The following is a 23,232-nucleotide window of genomic DNA, read 5'->3' on the forward strand; positions in this document are numbered from 1 at the left end:
TGGGTGACCCGTGACATACTTCGTGTGCGCTCCGCATCCCCCGTCGGAGCGACGGACCGACGCCGGGCAGCTCCCCCCGTGGCTGCTCGGCGTCGCCTTTTGTGCGCAACTGTGAGACGAAGCTGTGAGTGACGAGACCACCCCGATCTGCTCCGCCAAGGGCTGCCGCACCGCCGCCGTGTGGGTACTCGCGTGGAACAACCCGAAGATCCACACGCCCGAGCGGCGCAAGACGTGGATCGCCTGCGACGAGCACCGGGAGCACCTCTCCCAGTTCCTCGGGGTGCGGGGCTTCCTGAAGGACGTGGTCCCGCTGGCCGAGTGGGAGGCTCCGGCGGATTCCCAGGGGTGACCTGGCAGGCTCCGGCGGACTCCCGGGGACGACCCGGCGGCGCGCTCAGCCCCCGATGGCCGACATGGGCCGGTCGGGCTGCACGAACGTCGGGTCGTCGAGGCCCGCGCCGGCCTTCTTCCCCCACATGGCCAGTCGCCAGATGCGGGCGATCTCCTCGTCGGGGGCGTCCGAGCGCAGGGCGGCGCGCAGGTCGGTCTCCTCCTGGGCGAAGAGGCAGGTGCGCACCTGGCCGTCGGCGGTCAGGCGGGTGCGGTCGCAGGCCGAGCAGAACGGGCGGGTCACGGACGCGATGACACCGACGCGGTGCGGGCCGCCGTCCACCAGCCAGCGCTCGGCGGGGGCCGAGCCCCGCTCCTCGGAGCCCTCGGCGGTCAGCTCGAAGCGGGTGCGCAGGGAGGCCAGGATGTCACCGGCGGTGACCATGCCGTCGCGCTTCCAGCCGTGCTGGGCGTCCAGCGGCATCTGCTCGATGAACCGCAGCTCGTAGTCGTGCTCGACGGCCCAGGCCAGCAGGTCGGGGGCCTCGTCGGCATTGAGGCCGGGCATCAGGACGCTGTTGACCTTCACCGGGGTGAGCCCGGCCTCCCGGGCGGCCTCCAGCCCTTCCAGGACGTCCTTGTGGCGGTCGCGGCGGGTGAGGGTCTTGAAGACGTCCGGACGCAGGGTGTCCAGCGAGACGTTGACCCGGTCCAGGCCGGCCGCCTTCAGGGCGGTCGCCGTGCGCTTCAGACCGATGCCGTTGGTGGTGAGGGACATCTGGGGGCGCGGCTCCAGGGCGGCGACGCGCTCGACGATGCCGACCAGGCCGGGGCGCAGCAGGGGCTCCCCGCCGGTGAACCGGACCTCCTCGATACCGAGGGAGGTGACGGCGATGCCGATGAGGCGGACGATCTCGTCGTCCGTGAGCAGGTCGGGCTTGGCCAGCCACTGGAGGCCCTCTTCGGGCATGCAGTAGGTGCAGCGCAGGTTGCAGCGGTCGGTGAGCGAGACCCTCAGGTCGGTGGCCACTCGGCCGTAGGTGTCGATGAGCACGTGGGCCCCCTCCCTCGACGCGGATCGGCGGAGCACTTCTCTCCTCCGACACCTGCGAGCCTACGTGACCGGTCCGACATCGACAGCGGCCCGATCCCACGACGTGCGGCGCGGCCGCGTCGTAGGGATCTACGAGCGGCCGCGTCGCCGGGTGTCCGGAGTTTCGTCCGTACGGGGCTCAGTGGGCTCCGGTGCCGGTCAGGGACCGGACCTCCAGCTCCGCGTACTTCGCCTCGTCGGGCTTCTCCTTCGACAGGACCGTGCCGAGGAAGCCCATGAGGAAGCCGAACGGGATGGAGATGATGCCCGGGTTCTTCAGCGGGAACCAGGCGAAGTCGACGTCCGGGAACATCGCCTTCGGGTCTCCGGAGACCACGGGCGAGAACAGCACCAGGCCGACGGCGACGATCAGACCGCCGTAGATCGACCACAGCGCGCCCTGGGTGGTGAAGCGCTTCCAGAAGAGGCTGTAGAGGATGGTCGGCAGGTTGGCGGAGGCGGCGACCGCGAAGGCGAGGGCGACCAGGCCGGCCACGTTCAGGTCGCGGGCGAGGGCGCCGAGCGCGATGGAGGCGATGCCGATGAAGACGGTCGCCCAGCGGGCGGCCCGCATCTCCTCCTTCTCGGTGGCCTGGCCCCGGCGGATGACGTTGGCGTAGATGTCGTGCGCGAAGGACGAGGACGAGGCGAGGGTGAGGCCGGCGACCACGGCGAGGATGGTCGCGAAGGCCACCGCCGAGATCGTGGCGAGCAGGATCGCGCCCCAGGTCGAGTCGACGCCGCCCACGTGCAGGGCGAGCAGCGGCGCGGCCGTGTTGCCGGACGGGTTGGACTCGGTGATCTCCTTGGGCCCGACGAGCGCGGCGGCGCCGAAGCCGAGCGCGATGGTCATCAGGTAGAAGGCGCCGATGATGCCGATCGCCCAGTTCACGGACTTACGGGCGGCCTTGGCGTTGGGCACGGTGTAGAAGCGGATCAGGATGTGCGGCAGGCCGGCGGTGCCGAGCACCAGGGCGATGCCCAGGGAGATGAAGTCCAGCTTGGTCGTGCCGCTCGCGCCGTACTGGAGGCCGGGCTCCAGGAAGGCGGCGCCGTGGCCGCTCTTCTCGGCGGCGGTGCCGAGCAGGTCGGAGATGTTGAAGTCGAACTTCAGCAGCACCAGGAAGGTGATCAGGAGGGTGCCGCCGATCAGCAGGACGGCCTTGACCATCTGGACCCAGGTGGTGCCCTTCATGCCGCCGATGGAGACGTAGACGATCATCAGGATGCCGACGAGGGCGACGATGAGGATCTTGCCCGCGTCGGAGGTGATGCCGAGCAGCAGCGAGACGAGGACGCCAGCGCCCGCCATCTGGGCCAGCAGGTAGAAGATCGAGACGACGATCGTGGAGGTGCCGGCGGCGGTGCGCACGGGGCGCTGGCGCATGCGGTAGGCGAGGACGTCGCCCATGGTGTAGCGGCCGGAGTTCCTGAGCGGCTCGGCCACCAGGAGCAGGGCGACCAGCCAGGCGACCAGGAAGCCGATGGAGTAGAGGAAGCCGTCGTAGCCGAAGAGGGCGATGGCGCCGGCGATGCCGAGGAAGGACGCGGCGGACATGTAGTCGCCGGAGACGGCGAGCCCGTTCTGGAAGGCGCTGAACTGGCGGCCGCCCGCGTAGAAGTCGGCGGCGTCCTTGGTCTGCCGGCCCGCCCACACGGTGATGCCGAGCGTCGCGAGGACGAAGACCGCGAAGAGGGTGATGATGAGCGGCCGGTGCTCGCTGGCCTCGTTGGCGGCGAGTTCGGCGGCGAAGACGGTCTGTGCGGGGCTCATGCGCCGCCCTCCATCCGGGTCTTGATGGCCTCGGCCTTGGGGTCGAGCTTCGCGGCGGCGTGCCGCGAGTACCACCAGGCGATGAGGAACGTGGTGAGGAACTGGGCGAGACCGAAGACGAAGGCGACGTTGATGTTGTCGAAGAGTTCGGTGCCCATGAAGCCGCCGGCGTAGTTCGACAGCAGCACGTAGAGCAGGTACCAGGCCACGAAGGCGATGGTCAGCGGGAAGGCGAAGGAGCGGAAGGAGCGGCGCAGTTCGGCGAACTCAGCGCTCTGCTGCACCTCGGAGAACTCCTCGGCGGAGGGAAGTGGGCGTTCCTCTTTCGAGGGGGGCGGTGCGTCGGTGGCCACGGAGTCTCCTCGTACGACGGACATGACGGCTGGACCTCGGTTTCTCGCGGGGGCCTGGACGTGCTCGGGCTCCCTGTCCAACGACACGGCGCGTCGCCGGGACCGGTTCAACACGCGGGGCACTTTCCGAAGTCACCGGCGGTGGGTCATTGCTGGCCAGCGGGTGCGGGAGATAGCTTCGCCCTGCACCACTCCGTCATGTACCTGCCCGGGCACCACCTGTGACTCGGGCCGGTTTCGTTTCAGGATGATGTGGAGACCCCATGGCTCATCTGCCCACGCCGCCTTCCTCGCGGTCCCCGCGTTCCAGACGGCGGCTCGCTCTCGCCGTACCGGTCGTGCTCTCGCTCACCGCGTCGCTCGGTTTCCTGCCGGCGGCCGCCTCGGCCGCCCCGCGCGCGGAGGCCGCCACCGACACGGCGCGGGCCACCCGGGCCGCGGACGCGCCCCGGCTGGCCTACGTCGTCAACACGAGGACGGACCACCGCACGATCGCGTCGGTGAAGCGGGCGATAGCCGAGGCCGACGGCAGTGTCGTGGCCACTTACCAGAAGATCGGCGTGATCGTCGTCCACTCGGCGAACCCGGACTTCGGCGCGGAGATACGCGAGGCCCGCGGTGTGCAGTCGGCGGGCGCGACCCGCACGGCGCCGCTGACCGCCGCCGGGACCACGGACCAGGGCGCCGCCGAGCCGCTCTCCGCAGAGCAGGCCGCGCGGACCGCGAAGGCCTCGAAGGCGGCGGGCGCGAGCGAGCCGCTGGAAGCGGACCAGTGGGACCTGCGCGCGATAGGCGCCGACAAGGCCGCGAAGATCAATCCGGGCAGCTCCAAGGTCACCGTCGCCGTGATCGACACCGGCGTCGACGACACCCACCCCGACCTCGCCCCGAACTTCTCCGCCGCCCAGTCGGCCAACTGCGTCGGCGGCAAGGCGGACACCAGCGAGGGCGCCTGGCGGCCGTACACCGCCGAGGACTACCACGGCACCCATGTGGCCGGTGAGATAGCCGCCGCCCGCAACGGCATCGGTGTCGCCGGTGTCGCGCCGGGCGTGAAGGTGTCGAGCATCAAGGTCAGCGACCCGGACAACGGCCTGTTCTATCCGGAGAACGTGGTGTGCGCGTTCGTGTTCGCCGCCGACCACGGCGTGGAGATCACGAACAACAGCTACTACGTGGACCCCTGGCTGTACAACTGCATGGACGACCCGGACCAGCGCGCGATCGTCGACGCGGTCAACCGGGCCCAGCTCTACGCCCAGCGCAAGGGCACCCTGCACCTCGCCTCGGCCGGCAACTCCAACCACGACCTGGACTCCGACGCGATCGTCGACGACTCCAGCCCGGACGACTCCACGCCGGTGACGCGGACGATCGACCCGCACGAGTGCTTCGACGTGCCGACCCAGCTGCCGGGCATCGTCACGGTCAGCGCGACGGGCGTCGACGAGGACAAGTCGTACTACTCCTCGTACGGCAAGGGCGTCGTCGACGTCGCGGCGCCGGGCGGTGACGGGCGCTACCAGATCCCGGACACGCCGTCGAAGAACGGCCGCATCCTGTCGACCATGCCGAACAACGAGTACGCCTGGCTCCAGGGCACCTCGATGGCCTCGCCGCACGCCGCGGGCGTCGCCGCGCTGCTGAAGTCGAAGTACCGGCACGCCTCCCCGGCCGCGCTCCAGGCGCTGCTGAAGGCCCAGGCGGACAACCCTGGCTGCCCCGCCTCCTACGACCAGGACGGCGACGGCGACCAGGACGCCACCTGCGAGGGCGGCCAGCGGGTCAACGGCTTCTACGGCTTCGGCATCGTGAACGCGCTGCGCGCGGTGAAGTGACCGGCCCCGACCGCTGCTTCAGCCCTTCCGGAACGAACTGGAGACATCGCACATGACAGCGCACCACCCGCGTCACCGCCGCGCCCTGGTGATCCCGGCCGGTCTGGCCGTGGCGGCGTCCCTCGCCGTCCTGCCGGCCGTCCCGGCCGGCGCGGCAGAGGCCGCTCCCCCGGCCCTGGCCGACGCGTCGTCCTCGCTCAGCTACGTCGTCAACGTCAGCCCCGGGCACGGCCCCTCGGCCCAGGTGAAGAAGGCGATAGCCAAGGCCGGCGGCACGATCGTGACGTCGTACGACCGGATCGGCGTCGTCGTCGTCCACTCCGCGAACCCCGACTTCGCCAAGAGCGTGCGCAAGGTGCGCGGCGTGCAGTCGGCCGGCGCCACCCGCACTGCTCCGCTGCCCTCGGCCGCCACCACCGACGTGGGCACCCCGAAGGTGCTCAGCGGCCGGGAGGTCGCCGCCGCGGAGGCCGCCGAGGGCCAGGACCCGCTGGAGGGCCTCCAGTGGGACCTGCCGGCCATCAAGGCGGACCAGGCGCACAAGAAGTCGCTGGGCAGCAAGAAGGTGACCGTCGCGGTGATCGACACCGGCGTGGACGACACCCACCCGGACATCGCCCCGAACTTCGACCGGGACGCCTCGGTCAACTGCGTCTCGGGCAAGCCGGACACCACCGACGGCGCCTGGCGGCCGAGCGCGGCGGAGAGCCCGCACGGCACGCACGTGGCCGGTGAGATCGCCGCCGCCAAGAACGGCGTCGGCATGACCGGCGTGGCGCCCGGGGTGAAGGTCTCGGGTATCAAGGTGTCCAACCCGGACGGCTTCTTCTACACGGAGGCCGTGGTCTGCGGCTTCATGTGGGCGGCCGAGCACGGCGTGGACGTGACCAACAACAGCTATTACACCGACCCCTGGTACTTCAACTGCAAGGACGACCCGGACCAGAAGGCGCTCGTCGAGGCCGTCACCCGGGCCTCGCGGTACGCGGAGAAGAAGGGCGCGGTCAACGTCGCCGCGGCGGGCAACGAGAACTACGACCTCTCCGCCGACGAGATCACCGACCCGTCCTCGCCGAACGACACGACACCGGGCGACCGGGTGGTGGACCCGTCCGAGTGCCTCGACATCCCGACCCAGCTGCCGGGTGTCGTCACGGTCGCGTCGACCGGGGCGAAGGGCCTGAAGTCGTCCTTCTCCAACCACGGCCTGGGCGTGATCGACATCGCCGCGCCCGGCGGTGACTCGACGGCCTACCAGACTCCGGCGCCGCCCGCCACCAGCGGGCTGATCCTGGGCACGCTGCCCGGCGGCAAGTGGGGCTACATGGCCGGTACGTCGATGGCGTCGCCGCACGTCGCGGGCGTCGCCGCCCTGATCAAGTCGACGCACCCGTACGCCTCCCCGGCGCTCGTCAAGGCCCTGCTGTACGCCCAGGCCGACGCCACGCCGTGCACCAAGCCGTACGACATCGACGGTGACGGCAAGGTCGACGCGGTGTGCGAGGGCTCGAAGAACCGCAACGGCTTCTACGGCTGGGGCATGGCCGACGCGCTGGACGCGGTGAGCCGGTGACCGTCGCCTGAGCGGTGACCACGCGCGCGTGAAGCGGGCCGGGGCAGCATCCCGGCCCGCTTCGTGCGTGGGAGGGAGGGTGAGGGGCGAGGAGATGTGGAAGGCATGGTGGGCATGGTGGCAGGCGGACGGGCCGGATGGACGGGGCGATCGTGACGGGAAGCGTCGACATCAGGCACGTGTGGTCCGCGCTCGGGGGTGATCCCGCCCTGGTGAGCGCGGTGTCCGAGGTCGTACGCCCCGGGGTGCTCGACGCGCGGCTTCCGGTGCGGGACCTCGCGCGGGCGTGCGTCGGCGCGTGCGCGCTCGCCGCGGCCGAACTGGCGGCGCGGCGCGCGGGCCGGGCCGAGGTGCCCGGCGTGCGGGTGGACGACGGCGCCGTCGCCGCGGCCTTCACCAGCGAGCGGCACCTGCGGGTCGACGGGCGGGAGCCGGTGGCGTTCGCGCCGCTGTCCCGGCTGTGGCGGACGGCCGACGGGTGGGTGCGCACCCACGCCAACTATCCGCACCACCGGCGACGGCTCCTGGCCGCGCTGGGCGCGCCGGGGGACGTGGGCGCCCTGGAGGCGATGCTGGCCGGGCGGTCCGCCACCGAGGTGGAGGAGAGCGTGTACGCGGCCGGCGGACTGGCCGTCGCGCTGCGCACGCCGGAGCAGTGGGCGGCGTCCGGACAGGCTGCGGCGGTGGCCCGGCGGCCGTTGGTGGAGCGGGGGCGGCTGGACGCGTCACCCGCGCGGGTGTTCACGTCGACGGCCCCCCGGTCCGCCGGTCCGCCTCATCCCCTCCTGCTGCCCGCCGCGGGGCTGCGTGTCCTCGACCTGACCCGCGTCCTCGCGGGACCGGTCGCCACCCGCACGCTGGCGCTGCTCGGTGCCGACGTGCTGCGCGTGGATCCGCCGGGGATGCCGGAGCTGCCGGACCAGCACGCGGACACGGGCTTCGGGAAGCGGTCCGCGGCCCTGGACCTGACGCAACATCAGGAGGGGTTCGAGGAGCTGCTCCGCACGGCCGACGTGGTCGTCACCGGGTACCGGCCGGGCGCACTGGACCGGTTCGGGCTGTCCCCCGAGGCGTTGGCGGCCCGCCGGCCGGGACTGGTGGTGGCGCGGTTGTCGGCGTGGGGGGCGTACGGGCCGTGGGCCGGCCGGCGCGGCTTCGACAGCCTGGTGCAGGTCGCCACCGGGATCGCCGTGATCGAGGGCGCGGCCGGGCGGCCGGGCGCGCTGCCCGCGCAGGCCCTCGACCACGGCACCGGGTACCTGCTGGCGGCCGGGGTGCTGCGGGCGCTGACCGAGCAGTCGCACGAGGGCGGCGGCCGGTTCGTGCAGGTGGCGTTGGCCCGGACCGCGGCCTGGCTGACGGGCGGTCTCCGGCCGGACGACGGGGACGGCACGGGAGGGCCTGACGACGCCGACGGGTACGGCGACGCCGGCGGGGCTCGGAAGACGGGCGGGACCGGCGTGGGGCCGGCGGCGGCGTACCCGGGGCCCGATCCCTGGCTCGCCGAGCGGGACAGCGGGCTGGGGCGGCTGCGCTACGCCCTGCCGCCGGTCTCGTTCACGGGCGGGCCGACCGACTGGGCGCGGCCACCGGGACCATGGGGCGCGGACACCGCGCGGTGGACGTGACGCGTCACCCACCCGCTCCCGGCCCTCCCGAACCGTACGGCCACCGCGTACGTCTTCCGGTACGAGCACCGGGCCGCCCGGGGACCTCCGGAACTTGCCCGAATGCGGAGGAGCTGGTGAAGATCTCGAGGTGACCTTGATGAGACCCCCGTCCCGGGCCGCCGAGACCGGCCGGCACGCACGGCCCTCCGGCACCGGCCGGACGGCGGCCGTGCTCGTGCTGGTGGTGCTGGGCGCGTCGATACCCGCCCTCGGCCCCTCCCCCGCCCTGCACGGCACCGGGGAGGCGGAGGCTCCCGGAGCCGGCGGCATAGCCCTGCTGCGCACGGTGCTCTTCGCCGCGCTGAGCGTCCCGCTCGGCGAGCTCTTCGTGAACCGGCTGGCCCGTTCACTCCCCGGCGCTCCCCCGCAACGCCCCCGCAGCCTGGCCCCGTACGCCGCCGCCGCCGGTTTCCTCGCCGCGCTGGGCCTGGCGTCGGTCGTGGCCACCGGCAACCTGGTGCCGGGCAGTGCCGCCGACATCGACGTCGGCGGCCTCTACGCGTCCCGCGACGGCAAGCTCGCGCTCCTGGAGGTCAACGCGTTCCTCGCGGCCGGCCTCCTCGCCACCTCGCGCCGACCGGGGCTCCAGGTCTGGCCACTGGCCGCGGTGGTCGTCGCGGAGGCGCTGCGCGCGCACCCCACCACCGAGCACGGTCCGCTGGTCGGATCGGGCCTGACCCTCGTCCATCTGACGTGCGCGTCCCTGTGGGTGGGCGGTCTCCTGTACGCGCTGCGGACCCTGCAAAGGTGGCGGGGCGCCGAGGCGGGACCGGCGCTGCTGGGTCTCTACGCCCGCGTGGCGGCCGTCCTGCTCGCGGCCATCACGGCGACGGGGGTGTGCAGTTCGCTGCGGCGCATGCCGCCGGGCACGATCGCGGAGCAGTTGACGGACACGGCGTACGGGCGGGTCCTGCTCGCCAAGGTGGTCCTCGTGGCCGCCGTCGCCGCCCTCGCCCTGTGGGCCAGGATCCGGCTGAGCCGCGCCCCCGACCCGCTGGAGGCCTGCGCCCCCGCGCGCGCGGAGGTCGTCGCGCTGGGCGTGGTGGTCGCGGTGTCGGGGCTTCTGACGGCCCTTCCGGTACCGATCCGGTGGTGAACCCGGCGCCCTTGACCGAGCGCGCGCACGAGTGACGCACGGCCGCACGGCGCGTGTGCTCCGTCACACCGTCGCGAACCGCGTTCCGTGGGACGGAAGGTGACGGAGGGACTGTTTCGCCGGGTGCCGCGGAGCCCCTGCGGGACCTGGGTGTCGGTCGCGGCCCGTATCCTCATGAACCATGCTCGAAGACCGTACGGCCGCAGCGCCGACCGCCACCGTGTGGCCGGCCGCGTATCCGCAGGGGTACGCGGTCGTCGACGTGGAGACCACCGGCCTGGCCCGCGACGACCGCATCATCTCCGCGGCCGTCTACCGACTGGACGCCCGCGGTGAGGTGGAGGACCACTGGTACACGCTGGTCGATCCCCAGCGCGACCCGGGCCCGGTGTGGATACACGGTCTGACGAGCGAGGCGCTGCGGGGAGCGCCGCTCTTCCCGGACGTCGCCGAGGAGTTCGCGGCCCGGCTCGACGGACGGGTGCTGGTCGCGCACAACGCCGTCTTCGACTGGCAGATGATCGCCCGCGAGTACGCGCGCGCGAAGCGCGAGGCTCCGGTGCGTCAACGGCTGTGCACCATCGCGCTCGCCAAGGCGCTGGACCTGCCGCTGCCCAACCACAAGCTGGAGTCGCTGGCCGCCCACTTCGGCGTCGTGCAGCAGCGGGCGCACCACGCGCTCGACGACGCCCGGGTACTGGCGGAGGCGTTCCGGCCGAGCCTGCTCGCGGCGGCGGCGGGCGGCGTACGGCTGCCGCTGCTGGAGTGCCGGCCGCTGACCGAGTGGTCGGACCGGCCCGCGCCCAGGATCGGACAGCAGGCCGGTTACGGCGGCTACCGGCAGAGCAGTTGGCGCCCCTCCCGCAAACGGCCCGCATGCCCCTATCCCAACCCGGGCCGGTACGAAGAGGGCAAAAGGCTCAAGCAGGGCATGCGGGTCGCCTTCTCGGGTGACACCTCCGTGGAGCGGGACCTGCTAGAGGACCGCGCGACGGAGGCCGGACTGCACGTCGCCGGCAGCCTGTCCCGGCTGACCAGCCTGCTGGTCACCAACGACCCGGACTCGGGCACCTCCAAGGTGGTCAAGGCCCGCCAGTACGGCACGCCGGTGGTGGACGAGGCGGCGTTCGGGCAGTTGCTCGCGGACGTGGAGCCCGCGGACGCCTGAGGCCTCGCGCGCACGCGACGTACGGACGGGTGATTCCGGGCGACTCGCCCGGCGCCCGCTCGCCCGCGTCGCGGCGACGGCTCACCCTGTGGCCCATGGCGACATGTGAAGTCTGCGGCAACAACTACGGAATGACCTTCGAGGTCCACGCCCAGGGAGCGGTGCACGTCTTCGACTGCTTCTCCTGCGCCATCCACCGGATGGCCCCCATCTGCGAGCACTGCCGGGTGCAGATCATCGGCCAGGGCGTCGAGGTCGAGGGGCACTGGTACTGCGGCGCCCACTGCGCCCGCGCCGAGGGAAGGGCGGGGATCGTCGACAAGGTCTAGCCGGCCGGCGGCGGCCCGAGACCGTACCCGCCGCATCGCACCCCACGACCGAGTTGTACCGTCGTGGGGTGTACCGCTTCCTGTTGTCCCGCCAGTGGGTGATCCTCACGCTGGTCGCCGTGCTGCTCATCCCCACGATGATCTGGCTGGGCTTCTGGCAGATGGACCGCTACGAGGAGCGCACCGCCCGGAACGACCTGGTCGCGCGGGCGCTCGACGCGGCCCCCGTGCCCGCCCAGTCGCTGACCGCTCCCGGTAGGAAGATCACCACCGACGAGCGGTACCGCACCGTCACCGCGAAGGGCCGCTTCGACACCGACCACGAGGTCGTCGTCCGACGCCGCACCGACTCCGACGACAACATCGGCTACCACGTGCTGACCCCGTTCACGCTGAACGACGGCGAGGTCCTCCTGGTCAACCGGGGCTGGATCCCCGCGGACAGCGCGAGCCAGACCGAGTTCCCCGAGGTCCCGGCCCCGCCCCGGGGAGAGATCACCGTCACCGGGCGGCTGATGCCCGACGAGACGACCGAGGCCAGCGGCATCAAGGACCTCGCGGGCCTGCCGGACCGGCAGATCATGCTCATCAACAGCGAGCAGCAGGCGGAGCGCCTGGGCGCCCCGGTGCTCGGCGGGTACGTCGTCCTCCTCGAACCGGCGCCGGAGGGCGACACCCCGGAGCGGATCGGCAGGCCCGGCAACGAGGACGCCGCGCTGAACTTCGCGTACGCGATCCAGTGGTGGCTGTTCGCCGCGGCCGTGCCGGTCGGCTGGTGGTTCCTGGTCCGGCGCGAGCAGCGCGACCGGGAGAGCGCCGCGGACGAGGAACCGGCGCGGGCCGAGCCGGCGGCGGTGTAGCGGCCCGCCGAGAGCGCACCGGCGGACCCGATTGCTCCGCCCCTGGTCGGGAAGACGGCAACCGTGCACCCCACCATCGAGGACTACGCGCTCATCGGCGACCAGCAGACCGCTGCCCTCATCGGCACGGACGGCTCCGTGGACTGGCTGTGCCTGCCCCGTTTCGACTCCGCGGCATGCTTCGCCAAACTCCTCGGCGACGAGGACAACGGCCACTGGCGCATCGCCCCCAAGGGCGCCGAACGCTGCACGCGGCGCGCCTACCGGCCGGACACGCTGGTCCTGGACACCGAGTGGGAGACCGAGGGCGGCTCGGTACGGGTCACCGACTTCATGCCCCAGCGCGACCGCGCCCCGGACCTGGTGCGCGTCGTGGAGGGGCTGAGCGGCGAGGTCACCCTGCACAGCGTGCTGCGACTGCGCTTCGACTACGGCTCGGTCGTCCCGTGGGTGCGCAGGTCCGACGGGCACCGGGTGGCCGTCGCCGGACCGGACTCGGCGTGGCTGCGCAGCGAGCCGGAAGTGCGCAGTTGGGGCGAGGACTTCGGGACGCACGCGGAGTTCACCGTCGCCGCGGGCGAGAAGGTCGCCTTCGTCCTCACCTGGCACCCCTCGCACGAGCCCCGTCCCCCGCTGATCGACCCGTTCGTCGCCCTGGAGCACAGCGTCGAGGACTGGCGGGCCTGGGCCGCCCACTGCCGCTACGACGGGCCGTACCGGGACGCCGTCGTACGCTCCCTGATCACCCTGAAGGCGCTGACGTACAAGCCCACCGGCGGGATCGTCGCGGCCCCCACCACCTCGCTGCCCGAGGAACCGGGCGGGGTGCGCAACTGGGACTACCGGTACTGCTGGCTGCGCGACTCCACCCTCACCCTGGGCGCCCTGCTGTCGGCCGGCTATCTGGAGGAAGCCGAGGCCTGGCGCGACTGGCTGCTGCGCGCCGTCGCGGGCAACGCCGCCGACCTGCAGATCATGTACGGCCTGGCGGGCGAGCGGCGGCTGCCCGAGTTCGAGTTGCCGTGGCTCTCGGGCTTCGCCGGGTCGACGCCGGTACGGATCGGCAACGACGCGGTCAACCAGCTCCAGCTCGACGTGTACGGCGAGGTCATGGACTCGCTGTCGCTGGCCCGGCTGGCGGGCATGCACCCCCAGCCGCAGATGTGGGAGCTGCAGTGCGCCCTGATGGACTTCCTCGCCACGGCCTGGCGGGAACCCGACGAGGGGCTGTGGGAGGTGCGCGGCGGGCGCCGCCAGTTCGTGCACTCGAAGGTGATGACGTGGGTGGCCCTGGACCGGGCGGTGCGCACCCTGGAGGATCATCCCGAGCTGGGCGGGGGCGACCTGGAGGGCTGGCGGGCGCTGCGCGACGAGGTGCACCGGGAGGTGTGCGAGAAGGGCTACGACCCCGAGCGCAACACCTTCACCCAGTTCTACGGCTCCACGGAACTGGACGCGGCGCTGCTGCTCATCCCCCGGGTGGGCTTCCTCCCCCCGGACGACCCGCGGGTCGTCGGCACGGTCGACGCGATCGGCGCCGAGCTGACCCGGGACGGCCTGGTGCGCCGCTACAGCACCGAGGGGGACCCCGTCGACGGGCTGCCGGGCGGTGAGGGGACCTTCCTGGTGTGCTCGTTCTGGTACGCGGACGCCCTGCACGCGACCGGCCGGACGAAGGAGGCCCGGAAGCTGTTCGAGCGGCTGGTGGGGCTCGTCAACGACGTCGGGCTGCTGGCCGAGGAGTACGACCCGGTGGCCGGCCACCAGCTCGGCAACTTCCCGCAGGCGTTCAGTCACATCGGCCTGGTGAACACGGCCCTCGCCCTGTTCGGGGACGAGGAGGCAGGATAGGGCCATGGATCTTGGACTGAAGGACCGGGTGTACGTCGTCACGGGAGCGACCCGGGGGCTGGGCAACGCCTCCGCGCGCGAGCTGGTCGCGGACGGGGCGAAGGTGGTCGTCACGGGGCGGGACCAGGAGAGCGTCGCGCTGGCCGCCGAGGCGCTGGGCGCGGGCGCCGTCGGGGTGGCCGCCGACAACGCCGACCCCGGGGCCGCGGAACGGCTGATCGCGACGGCCCGTGAGCGCTTCGGCCGGTTCGACGGCGTACTGATCAGTGTGGGCGGCCCGCCCCCCGGCTTCGTCGCCGACAACACGGACGACCAGTGGCAGACGGCGTTCGAATCGGTGTTCCTCGGCGCGGTCAGGCTGGCCCGCACGGCGGCGGCCGAGCTGGAGCCGGGCGGCGTCATCGGGTTCGTGCTCTCGGGCTCGGTGCACGAGCCGATCCCGGGCCTGACGATCTCCAACGGGCTGCGGCCGGGTCTGGCCGGCTTCGCCAAGTCCCTCGCCGACGAGCTGGGGCCGCGCGGCATCCGGGTCGTCGGGCTGCTGCCGGGCCGGATCGACACCGACCGGGTGCGCGAGCTGGACGGCCTGTCCGCCGACCCGGAGGCGACCAGGACGGCGTCCGAGTCCCGTGTGCCGCTGCGCCGCTACGGCGCCCCCGAGGAGTTCGGCCGCGCGGCGGCGTTCCTCCTCTCCCCCGCGGCCTCCTACGTGACGGGCGTGATGCTGCCGGTGGACGGCGGCGTACGGCACGGCTTCTGAAGCCCCTTCCGGGCGTGCGCCGGGCGGAGCGCGTGGTTCAGTTCACCCGTTCCGCCCGGTGCCTGACGCCCTGGAGGTGGACCTCCGACGGGAGGGCCCGGAGGCTCGCCGAGGTACGGGCGTGGCTCAGGGCGCGCGTGGTGAGGTCGTCCAGCGCGGTGCCGGGATCCACATGGGGTGCCAGCAGCAGCCGGACCCGGGTCGCCGGGGCGTCGCGGCGGCCGACGAGCCTGACCTTGGCCCGTTCGATCCCGTCCACCCGGCCCGCCTCCTCGGCGAGGGCGGCCTCCAGGGCCCGGCCCCGCAGTACGGCGCCCTCGCCGTCGCCGGTGTCGACGAGGACCTCGCCGAGCCGGCGGCGGCGCAGCACCGCCACCAGCCACCACAGGGCGAGCAGCAGCAGGACGGCGAGCGCGGCGATGACGACCGGCCACCACCAGCCGGCGTCCCGCCACCGGGTCCGCTCGGCGGTGCTGAGCAGCACGTCGTGCGGCCCGTCGTGCAGCCACCAGGAGGGCGCGGTGGCGCCCAGGCCGATGGCGAGGACCGAGCCGCCGAGAGCGACCAGGACCAGGCCCACCAGGCCCAGCAGGACACGGTCGACGGTCCTCAGCACCGCCCTCACCCCTTTCGTCCGGGTCGCGCCACCCGTACCGACACGGCGGGCCGCCGGGCCAGTCCCAGCCCGTCCACCGCGTCGTCGAGCACGCCGTCCAGTTCGGTCCGTACGTCGTCCAGTTCCCGGAAGTGCGACAGCGCCCGCACGCGGGCCTTGCGGCGGCGCACCCGCACCCGCGCCGACTGCACACCCGCGACCTCCATGGCCCGGTCCCGCAGCACCGTGGCGGCGGCGTCCCGGTGGAGCCCCGCTCGTACGTCCGGGTGGGTGCGCCGCATCGGCAGCACCTCGCGCAGACCGGGGGTGAGGGCCAGCAGGAGCAGCCACAGCCCCAGCGCCGCGGCGACGCCCGCGCCGACCAGCACCCAGATGTCGTCCAGGGGGCGGTCGGCGAGCTGCCGGGCCAGGTCGCGGCGCCATCCGAGGGCGGACCGGCCGGTGCGCACGGCGACGACGTCGTAGAGGAAGGCGCCCGCGGCGAGCAGGAGCAGCAGCGCGACGATGCCCGCGGGGATCCTGCGGGCGGACCAGAAGCGGCCGTGCCGTCCGCTCCCGGCATCCGACGCGGGCCGGGGCGGGGCTTTGTCGGGGGGTGTCCCCGACTCCGTGCCGGCTTCCGCGACCGGCATGCGCCGGGTGCTGCCGTCCGTGCCCTGGGGCTCGCTCATCACGTCCTCCCCTGTCTCTCGCCGTACTCCGCCGCCAGGTGCAGCCGCTCCACCTGGACGGCTACCTCCGGCACCGACATGCCCACCAGCGCGCGCACCCGCTGGACGACCTGGTGCCGCACCCGCCGGCAGCGGGCGCCGACGTCGCAGGGGTAGTCGAGTTCGAGGTGGACCCGGACATGGGCGGTGTCGTGGTGGACGACGACGGTGGCGTGCGGGCGCTCCGCGTCGGGGTGGAGCGGGCCGACGGCCTCGCGCGCCGCCTGCGCGGCGACCTTGGCGACGACCCGGTCGGCGATCCGTGTGGCGCCGCGCAGGCCCGGCTCCACGACCGCCGGGGGATCGAGGAGCTCACCGGCCCCCTCGCTCATGCCGGTCACCGCCGGCGGTCGTCGCGGGTGCGGAAGAAGTCGCCGAGTTCCATGTCCCCCTCCAGAAGGCGGCCGACGACGAAACCGACGGCCCCCAAGGCCGCCACCAGCACGAAGGCACCGAATCCGCCGAAGTAGCCGGCGAAGCCCAGTGCCATGCCGGCGATCATGCCGACCACAGCCATGTTCATGGTGCGCTCCCCTCAGTCCGCTCGGTCCGCGTCACTTGATCCGGGGCTCCGGCTCCTCGTCCTCCTCGTCGGGCAGCTTCACGTCGCTCACCGCGATGTTGACCTCGACGACCTCGAGGCCGGTCATCCGCTCCACCGCCGCCACCACGTTCTCTCGCACATCCCGGGCCACGTCCGAGATCGACACGCCGTACTCGACGACGATCTCGAGATCGAGGGCGGTCTGCTTCTCGCCGACCTCGGCCTTGACGCCACGCGTCACGCCCGACTTCGTCCCGCCGGGCACCCGGTCGCGCACGGCGCCGAAGGTGCGGGACATCCCGCTGCCCATCGCGTGCACTCCGGCAACGTCACGTGCCGCCATCCCGGTGATCTTCTCCACGACGCCGTCGGCGATGGTGGTCCGTCCCCGCGCTCCGGGGTCTCCGCCGCCGCGCCGCATCGTCTGGCCCTTGACCGTCCCGGTGGGGTCCGTGGTTCCCTGCGCGGTGCGCCCGCTGTCCATGTCACTCATCGCCGTACGTCCTTTTCGGTCGTAGTCCTGACACCACCGTAGGCGGGGTTGCGGCCTCGCGCGCCGTGGATGCGGCAGGCTGGAGGAATGACGACGGCGGACCGATGGACGCGCACGGTGCGGGAGCAGTTGGGGCTCGGCAGGCTGCTGCCCCTGGGCGGCCGGGAGGACGGCGCCTGGATCGCCGAGCGGGCGGCACGCGAGGTTTTGCTGGCCGCGGCCCGTCGGGTGGCGGGCGTACGTCCGGGCACGCTGCGGGTCGCGGCCGTCGACCCCGGGGAGGCCGCGGAAGCGGCGGTTCCGGCACCGCCGAGCGCGCTGCCGCCCGGACCGCTGCGGGTGACGGCCGACTTCGCGGCGACCGTCGACTCCGCGGCGGCGGAACCGCTGCCGGCGACGGCCGCGCGGCTGCGCGCCGCGCTGGCGGAGGCGGCGCGGGAGCTGGGTCTCGCGGTGACGGACGTGGACCTGCGGGCGACGGCCCTGCTGGACGCGGCCACGGAGCCGGAGCCGACGCAGGGGCCCGAGCCGCGGCCCCGTGCCGCCGTGGACCGGGGGGAGGGTGACGAGGGCCGTGCGGCCGACGCCGCGCTGGGGGTCCCGGGCGTGACCCGGCTGACCGCCACCCTGGGCCGTCCGGTCGACGTCACGGAGCTGCCGTCGGCGGGGGCACTGCCGCGCCGGCACGTCCGGGTGGAACTGACGGTGGGCGCGGGCCACCGGGCCGTGGAGGTCGCCCGGCAGGTCCGCACCGCGGTGTCGGACGCCCTGTCCGACCGTCCGTCGGTGGCGGTACTGGTGACGGCGGTGGACTGAGGGCGTCCGCGCCCGGGTTACTCCCCGAGGCCGGCCAGGTCGCGCAGCCGACGGGCCTGGGCGGCGCGTTCGGCGGCGCGCTGGGACTCGTAGTCCCGGTGCTGGGCGCCCTGGAGCAGCGCCTTCGTCTCGATCACCGCGTCGCGCGGCGCGGCGAGCACGGCCGACACCAGGTCGCGTACGGCGCCGTCGAGTTGGTCGGCGGGCACGGCGAGGTTGGCCAGCCCGGCGTCGACCGCCTCCTCGGCCGCGACGAAGCGGCCGGTCACGCAGATCTCCAGCGCCCGGGCATAGCCGGCCAGGGACACCAGGGGGTGCGTGCCGGTCAGGTCCGGGACGAGACCGAGGCTGGTCTCGCGCATGGCGAACTGCACGTCCTGAGCGACGACCCGCAGGTCGCAGGCGAGGGCCAGCTGGAAGCCCGCCCCGATGGCGTGCCCCTGCACGGCGGCGACCGACAGGATGTCGCTGCGCCGCCACCAGGTGAACGCCTCCTGGTACTCGGTGATGGTCGCGTCCAGCTCGGCGTCGCCGCCCCGGGCGAGGTCGATGAACGACGGTTCACCGTCGAAGCCCTCGGGCGTGAACGCCTGCCGGTCGAGCCCGGCCGAGAAGGACTTGCCCTCGGCCCGCAGCACCACGACACGGACGGAGCCCGGCAGCAGCCGGCCCGCCTCGGCCAGCGCCCGCCACAGGGCGGGACTCTGCGCGTTGCGCTTGGCCGGGTTGGTGAGCGTCACCGTGGCGATCGCGTCGTCGACGGTGAGCCGCACGCCGTCCCGGTCGAGTACGGGACCGAGGTCGTGGGCGGGCGAAGCCATGGGGCGCCTCCGAAAGATGCGGTCGTCGTCCCCACCGTGCGGCGGCCCTGGGGCCGTGCGGACGGCAGAGCTAAGTGACTGCACAGTAACCACCCGGACGGTCTGTCGACCGGCCGGGTGGCCACCTTCACTTTCGGAGTCGAGGGGCCGCCCGGGGAATCAGGCCGTTGTGGCCTTTTTGCCCCGGGTAGCCCCGCCACGCCCTCGCAGCGTGACACCCGACTCACTGAGCATGCGGTGCACAAAGCCATACGAGCGGCCGGTTTCCTCGGCCAACGCCCGGATGCTCGCACCGGCGTCGTACTTCTTCTTCAGGTCTGCCGCGAGCTTGTCGCGCGCGGCGCCGGTCACCCGGCTGCCCTTCTTCAGAGTCTCGGCCACCCGTGCCTCCTCATGGGAAGTGCGCTCTGGTCTCCTCATGATCACCCCTAGCGGCCCGCATGGCCACCCATTCGGCAAGGTCGATGAGACAGGGATGTGACGACAGGAGCGGGCCCGCACATACGGAACGCGAGATTCCGGAGCCTCGCGTCCGCATGACCGAACACGCTTCTCCGCGAACTTCCAGGTCAGAACGGTGAAACGGCCGGACCCCCGGGGATGGGGGTCCGGCCGCGAAATCCGTGTATGACACACCTCGTGATGAGGAGATCTCACACAGATGGTGGATCACGGATCGGCCGAATGATCCATACGCAGTGGATCACTCATTCGATCAAGCCAGGGCGACGAGATCCGCGTAGTCGGCGCCCCAGAGGTCCTCGACGCCGTCCGGGAGCAGGATGATCCGCTCCGGCTGGAGGGCCGCGACGGCGCCCTCGTCGTGGGTGACCAGGACGACGGCGCCCTTGTAGGTGCGCAGCGCGCCGAGGATCTCCTCGCGGCTCGCCGGGTCGAGGTTGTTGGTCGGCTCGTCGAGCAGCAGCACGTTGGCCGAGGAGACCACGAGGGTGGCCAGCGCGAGGCGGGTCTTCTCACCGCCGGAGAGCACCCCGGCCGGCTTGTCGACGTCGTCGCCCGAGAACAGGAAGGAACCCAGCGTCTTGCGGACCTCGACCAGGTCGAGGTCCGGGTTGGCCGAGCGCATGTTCTCCAGGACGGTGCGCTCCGGGTCGAGGGTCTCGTGCTCCTGCGCGTAGTAGCCGAGCTTGAGGCCGTGGCCCTCGACGACCTCGCCGGTGTCGGGCTTCTCGACGCCGCCGAGGAGCCGGAGCAGGGTCGTCTTGCCCGCGCCGTTGAGGCCGAGGATGACGACGCGGGAGCCCTTGTCGATGGCCAGGTCGACGTCGGTGAAGATCTCCAGCGAGCCGTACGACTTGGAGAGGCCCTCGGCGGTCAGCGGGGTCTTGCCGCAGGGCGCGGGCTCGGGGAAGCGGAGTTTGGCGACCTTGTCGGACTTCCGCTCGGCCTCCAGACCGGCCAGCAGCTTGTCGGCCCGGCGGGCCATGTTCTGCGCGGCGACGGTCTTGGTGGCCTTGGCGCGCATCTTGTCGGCCTGGGAGTGCAGCGCGGACGCCTTCTTCTCCGCGTTCTGACGCTCGCGCTTGCGGCGCTTCTCGTCGGCCTCGCGCTGCTGCTGGTAGAGCTTCCAGCCCATGTTGTAGACGTCGATCTGGGAGCGGTTGGCGTCCAGGTAGAACACCTTGTTGACGACCGTCTCGACCAGGTCGACGTCGTGGGAGATCACGATGAAGCCGCCGCGGTAGGTCTTCAGGTAGTCGCGCAGCCAGACGATCGAGTCGGCGTCGAGGTGGTTGGTCGGCTCGTCGAGGAGCAGGGTGTCCGCGTCCGAGAACAGGATCCGGGCCAGCTCGATGCGGCGGCGCTGACCGCCGGAGAGCGTGTGCAGGGGCTGACCGAGCACGCGGTCGGGCAGGTTGAGCGCGGCGGCGATGGTGGCGGCCTCGGCCTCGGCGGAGTAACCGCCCTTGGTGAGGAACTCCGTCTCCTGGCGCTCGTACTGCTTGAGCGCCTTCTCGCGGGTGGCGCCCTGGCCGTTGGCGATGCGCTGCTCGTTGTCGCGCATCTTGCGGATCAGGGTGTCGAGGCCGCGCGCGGACAGGATGCGGTCGCGGGCCAGCACGTCGAGGTCGCCGGTGCGCGGGTCCTGGGGCAGGTAGCCGACCTCGCCGGAGCGGGTGACGGCACCGGCGGCGGGCTGGCCCTCGCCGGCGAGGACCTTGGTGAGGGTGGTCTTGCCGGCGCCGTTGCGCCCGACCAGGCCGATGCGGTCGCCCTTGGCGATGCGGAAGGTGGCGCTCTCGATGAGGACGCGGGCACCGGCGCGCAGCTCGATGCCGGAGGCGGAGATCACGGTCAGACTCCTGGGCGGGTGGGTGGCGGGGTGGGCGGCTGGAGGACGTTCCCGCCGTCTAATGCGCGAGGAGAATGGCCATGGGGCCATTCTAACGGGGCCGTGCAACCACTTTTCCCGGGTTCCGGTGTCGGTGGGCGGTGCGAGACTGGGCGACAGGGCCGGATCGCGGGTTCCACCGGGTGGCTGGTGCGGGTCTTCGCGGCGTCCGGCCGGCAGGCACCGACGCACAAGGGAGTGATCGGCATGGCAGGCATCGACGGCGGCAGCCCGAGCGTCTGTCCGACGCTGCTGTACGCGGACGCCAGGGCGGCTCTGCGGCAGCTCACCGGCGCCTTCGGGTTCATCGAGCTGGCCGTGTACGAGGGCGAGGACGGCACGGTGGCGCACGCCGAGCTGGCCCAGGGCAACGGCGCGATCATGCTCGGCTCCAAGGGCACGGGCAGCCGCTTCGACGAGGCGATGCAGAACGCCGGCACGACGGGGGTCTACGTCGTGGTGGAGGACGTCGACGCCCATCACCGGCGGGCCGTGGAGCACGGCGCGGAGATCCTGATGCCCCCCACGGACCAGGACTACGGGTCGCGGGACTACATGGCCCGGGACCTGGAGGGCAACATCTGGAGCTTCGGGACGTACGCGCCCCAGGTGCCCGGGTAGGCACCGCCGCCGCTCGGGTCAGCTGCCACCGGTGTGCACCTGGAAGGCCGCTCTGCGCACGGCCTTGGCCAGGGCGGGGTCGGGGTGCGCGGCGGCGAGGGCGACCAGGACCTGCACGGTGCGGGGGTGGCCGACGGCCCGGACCTCGTCGAGGAGGGCGGGGACGGTGGGCTGCACGGCGGACTCCAGGTGCCTGACGAGCAGCGGGGCCTCACCGTGGTCGGCGACGGCGGCCGCGGTGTCCACCCAGAGCCACGTCGCCTCGTGGCGGGTGAGGACCTCGTGGGCGTCCTCGGGGTCGATCCCGTCGTGCTCGGCCAGCCACAGCAGGGCGTACGGGCGCAGCGTCGGCTCGTCGACGACGGCGCGGACGTCGGGCTCGGCGGGGGCGCCGACGACGCGCAGCGCCTCGAAGGCGAGGCCGCGCAGCAGGGCGTCGTCGCCGCGGGCGGCGCCGAGCAGCTCGGTGACGGCGCTGCCGACGGGGCGGGCGGCGAGCCAGGCGCGGTACTCGGCGCGGGCGGCGTTCGGACGGAGCTGGGCGCAGCCGCGGAGCATGTCCTCGGCCGCCTGCTCGATGTGGCCGGCGGGGCTCTGCGCGGCGACGCAGATCTGCTCCAGCTTGACCCAGACCGCCCAGTTGCCGAGCGGCGTGAGGGTGGCGTGTCCGTCGCCGCAGGTGAGGGCGCCGACGGAGGCGAGGGCGCGCAGCGCCCAGTCGAGGAGGGGGGCGAGCGGGGTGCCGGGGTCGGTCTCCGGGGCCGGCTCGGCGGCGGGGGTCTGCGGGATGCCCGGCTCCAGGCGGGGGCCGTAGGGCACCTCGCAGCGTTCGGTGCGCAGTTCGGTGACGCGCTGCTCCAGCAGGTCCAGGAGCTGCGCCACCGGGACGGGACCCGCGGACAGCTGGAGGAAGGAGAGCACCTGGGGCATCGCGGAGACGACCTCGGCCACGGCGGCGGGCTCCTGCCCGGCGGGCTCGGGGTGGGCCAGCGACCAGGCGTCGAAGAGGGCGACCCAGCCGCGCAGCACGGCGCTGTCGTCACGGTTCCAGGCGCGCAGCCGCCAGCCGGGGCGGGCACTGCCGCCGTGCACCTCGACCAGTCCGGCGAGCCGGGCGGTGTCCCAGTCGGCGCGGACCTGGGCCACGGTCAGGCCCAGCTCCCGGGCCGCCTGGTCGGCGGTCGCGTCGGAGAGGGTGGCCTTGCCGTCGGCGGTCGCGCTGCCGCGGCCGGGGCCGAGGGCGCTGTCGGCCCAGCGGGCGACTCGGGCCGCGTCCGCCAGGCCGGAGCGTGCCATTCTGGCCAGTTCCGACCGGACCGGTGTGCCCTCCGGGGGGCGCGGCGCGGCGCGGCGCGGACGCCGCTGGTTCATCGCTGGTGGGGCGGCGGCCAGGGGTCGCGGGCGGACGAGTCGGAGCCTGGAGTCGCGCGGGATACGGGACGTCACGGGTGCAGTCTTCCGGTTGACGGTCCGAAAACCCAAACGGAATGCCCCGTCGGGCTCCGGGGACGGCGCAGGTGTGAGGCCTGAAGCGGGTCACCGCATGGAACAGGCCAGTGG

General features: G+C 73.0%; 24 protein-coding genes. 12 read left to right on the top strand and 12 right to left on the bottom strand.

All coding sequences use genetic code 11. From position 1 onward, the window contains the following. Positions 1-124: 124 nt before the first annotated feature. A complete protein-coding gene (locus tag ACZ6EG_RS00160) occupies positions 125-352 on the top strand; it encodes a hypothetical protein (protein ID WP_391972499.1) in 228 nt (75 codons plus the stop codon). Positions 353-397: 45 nt separating this feature from the next. On the opposite strand, the gene moaA is transcribed toward ACZ6EG_RS00160, so the two are convergent. From moaA to ACZ6EG_RS00175, 3 genes are all read right to left on the bottom strand, one after another. Continuing rightward, positions 398-1,387: a GTP 3',8-cyclase MoaA gene (gene moaA, locus ACZ6EG_RS00165; protein ID WP_469600333.1), complete on the bottom strand. Its 990-nt coding sequence runs from the start codon at positions 1,385-1,387 to the stop codon at positions 398-400. A gap of 178 nt (positions 1,388-1,565) precedes the next feature. Then, positions 1,566-3,200: a solute symporter family protein gene (locus ACZ6EG_RS00170; RefSeq protein ID WP_391972501.1), complete on the bottom strand. Its 1,635-nt coding sequence runs from the start codon at positions 3,198-3,200 to the stop codon at positions 1,566-1,568. After that, on the bottom strand, positions 3,197-3,553 hold the full coding sequence (locus tag ACZ6EG_RS00175) for a DUF485 domain-containing protein (RefSeq protein WP_391972502.1): 357 nt from the start codon (positions 3,551-3,553) through the stop codon (positions 3,197-3,199). The genes ACZ6EG_RS00170 and ACZ6EG_RS00175 overlap by 4 nt, the downstream gene beginning before the upstream one ends. A gap of 263 nt (positions 3,554-3,816) precedes the next feature. Here ACZ6EG_RS00175 and ACZ6EG_RS00180 point away from each other — a divergent pair, with 263 nt between their 5' ends. The 9 genes from ACZ6EG_RS00180 (at position 3,817) to ACZ6EG_RS00220 (ending at position 14,698) form a co-directional block, all read left to right on the top strand. After that, entirely contained in the window at positions 3,817-5,391 is a 1,575-nt protein-coding gene (locus ACZ6EG_RS00180; protein ID WP_469600337.1) for a S8 family peptidase, read from the top strand. 52 nt (positions 5,392-5,443) lie between these two features. Then, entirely contained in the window at positions 5,444-6,964 is a 1,521-nt protein-coding gene (locus ACZ6EG_RS00185; RefSeq protein WP_469600340.1) for a S8 family peptidase, read from the top strand. 137 nt (positions 6,965-7,101) lie between these two features. Then, positions 7,102-8,592: a CoA transferase gene (locus ACZ6EG_RS00190; RefSeq protein ID WP_469600343.1), complete on the top strand. Its 1,491-nt coding sequence runs from the start codon at positions 7,102-7,104 to the stop codon at positions 8,590-8,592. A gap of 130 nt (positions 8,593-8,722) precedes the next feature. Continuing rightward, positions 8,723-9,730 carry a CopD family protein gene (locus ACZ6EG_RS00195; protein ID WP_391972506.1) on the top strand — a complete coding sequence of 336 codons (1,008 nt, stop codon included), beginning with the start codon at positions 8,723-8,725 and terminating at the stop codon, positions 9,728-9,730. Between the two features lie 181 nt (positions 9,731-9,911). Continuing rightward, on the top strand, positions 9,912-10,898 hold the full coding sequence (locus ACZ6EG_RS00200) for a DEDDh family exonuclease (protein ID WP_469600346.1): 987 nt from the start codon (positions 9,912-9,914) through the stop codon (positions 10,896-10,898). Between the two features lie 95 nt (positions 10,899-10,993). Next, positions 10,994-11,227 (top strand): hypothetical protein, encoded by a 234-nt coding sequence (locus tag ACZ6EG_RS00205; RefSeq protein ID WP_071528763.1) that lies wholly within the window; start codon positions 10,994-10,996, stop codon positions 11,225-11,227. A 68-nt stretch (positions 11,228-11,295) separates the two neighbouring features. Continuing rightward, the gene (locus ACZ6EG_RS00210; protein WP_391972508.1) at positions 11,296-12,087 is read left to right on the top strand and encodes an SURF1 family cytochrome oxidase biogenesis protein; all 792 of its coding nucleotides are present in this window, start codon (positions 11,296-11,298) and stop codon (positions 12,085-12,087) included. 63 nt (positions 12,088-12,150) lie between these two features. Next, positions 12,151-13,938, top strand: coding sequence for a glycoside hydrolase family 15 protein (locus ACZ6EG_RS00215; RefSeq protein WP_391972509.1), 1,788 nt, complete (start codon positions 12,151-12,153; stop codon positions 13,936-13,938). Between the two features lie 4 nt (positions 13,939-13,942). Then, entirely contained in the window at positions 13,943-14,698 is a 756-nt protein-coding gene (locus ACZ6EG_RS00220; RefSeq protein WP_391972510.1) for an SDR family oxidoreductase, read from the top strand. Between the two features lie 37 nt (positions 14,699-14,735). Here the strand turns inward: ACZ6EG_RS00220 and amaP are convergent, their stop codons facing one another. The 5 genes from amaP to ACZ6EG_RS00245 are packed head-to-tail and all read right to left on the bottom strand — an operon-like array spanning position 14,736 to position 17,061. Beyond that, a complete protein-coding gene (gene amaP, locus ACZ6EG_RS00225) occupies positions 14,736-15,323 on the bottom strand; it encodes an alkaline shock response membrane anchor protein AmaP (protein WP_391972511.1) in 588 nt (195 codons plus the stop codon). Continuing rightward, positions 15,320-15,985 (bottom strand): DUF6286 domain-containing protein, encoded by a 666-nt coding sequence (locus ACZ6EG_RS00230; RefSeq protein WP_391972512.1) that lies wholly within the window; start codon positions 15,983-15,985, stop codon positions 15,320-15,322. The genes amaP and ACZ6EG_RS00230 overlap by 4 nt, the downstream gene beginning before the upstream one ends. After that, the gene (locus ACZ6EG_RS00235) at positions 15,985-16,365 is read right to left on the bottom strand and encodes a hypothetical protein (protein WP_391972513.1); all 381 of its coding nucleotides are present in this window, start codon (positions 16,363-16,365) and stop codon (positions 15,985-15,987) included. The genes ACZ6EG_RS00230 and ACZ6EG_RS00235 overlap by 1 nt, the downstream gene beginning before the upstream one ends. Continuing rightward, positions 16,362-16,547: a hypothetical protein gene (locus tag ACZ6EG_RS00240; RefSeq protein ID WP_383647457.1), complete on the bottom strand. Its 186-nt coding sequence runs from the start codon at positions 16,545-16,547 to the stop codon at positions 16,362-16,364. Before ACZ6EG_RS00240 ends, ACZ6EG_RS00235 begins: the two co-directional genes overlap by 4 nt. Positions 16,548-16,578: 31 nt before the next feature. Then, on the bottom strand, positions 16,579-17,061 hold the full coding sequence (locus tag ACZ6EG_RS00245) for an Asp23/Gls24 family envelope stress response protein (protein ID WP_383647459.1): 483 nt from the start codon (positions 17,059-17,061) through the stop codon (positions 16,579-16,581). An 87-nt stretch (positions 17,062-17,148) separates the two neighbouring features. Between ACZ6EG_RS00245 and ACZ6EG_RS00250 the strand changes: the two genes are divergently transcribed. Then, the gene (locus tag ACZ6EG_RS00250; protein WP_469600355.1) at positions 17,149-17,877 is read left to right on the top strand and encodes a nucleopolyhedrovirus P10 family protein; all 729 of its coding nucleotides are present in this window, start codon (positions 17,149-17,151) and stop codon (positions 17,875-17,877) included. A 17-nt stretch (positions 17,878-17,894) separates the two neighbouring features. On the opposite strand, the gene ACZ6EG_RS00255 is transcribed toward ACZ6EG_RS00250, so the two are convergent. The 3 genes from ACZ6EG_RS00255 to ACZ6EG_RS00265 all read right to left on the bottom strand — a co-directional run bounded on the left by ACZ6EG_RS00255 (position 17,895) and on the right by ACZ6EG_RS00265 (position 21,012). Beyond that, entirely contained in the window at positions 17,895-18,698 is an 804-nt protein-coding gene (locus ACZ6EG_RS00255) for an enoyl-CoA hydratase/isomerase family protein (RefSeq protein WP_391972515.1), read from the bottom strand. A gap of 159 nt (positions 18,699-18,857) precedes the next feature. Next, the gene (locus ACZ6EG_RS00260) at positions 18,858-19,079 is read right to left on the bottom strand and encodes a helix-turn-helix domain-containing protein (protein WP_053128672.1); all 222 of its coding nucleotides are present in this window, start codon (positions 19,077-19,079) and stop codon (positions 18,858-18,860) included. A 334-nt stretch (positions 19,080-19,413) separates the two neighbouring features. Then, positions 19,414-21,012 carry an ABC-F family ATP-binding cassette domain-containing protein gene (locus tag ACZ6EG_RS00265; RefSeq protein WP_469600358.1) on the bottom strand — a complete coding sequence of 533 codons (1,599 nt, stop codon included), beginning with the start codon at positions 21,010-21,012 and terminating at the stop codon, positions 19,414-19,416. Positions 21,013-21,258: 246 nt separating this feature from the next. Between ACZ6EG_RS00265 and ACZ6EG_RS00270 the strand changes: the two genes are divergently transcribed. Beyond that, positions 21,259-21,672, top strand: coding sequence for a VOC family protein (locus tag ACZ6EG_RS00270; protein ID WP_391972516.1), 414 nt, complete (start codon positions 21,259-21,261; stop codon positions 21,670-21,672). Between the two features lie 18 nt (positions 21,673-21,690). On the opposite strand, the gene ACZ6EG_RS00275 is transcribed toward ACZ6EG_RS00270, so the two are convergent. Beyond that, positions 21,691-23,118, bottom strand: coding sequence for a hypothetical protein (locus tag ACZ6EG_RS00275; protein ID WP_391972517.1), 1,428 nt, complete (start codon positions 23,116-23,118; stop codon positions 21,691-21,693). Positions 23,119-23,232: the final 114 nt, after the last annotated feature.

The sequence above is a fragment of the Streptomyces sp. NPDC041968 genome (assembly GCF_055589025.1).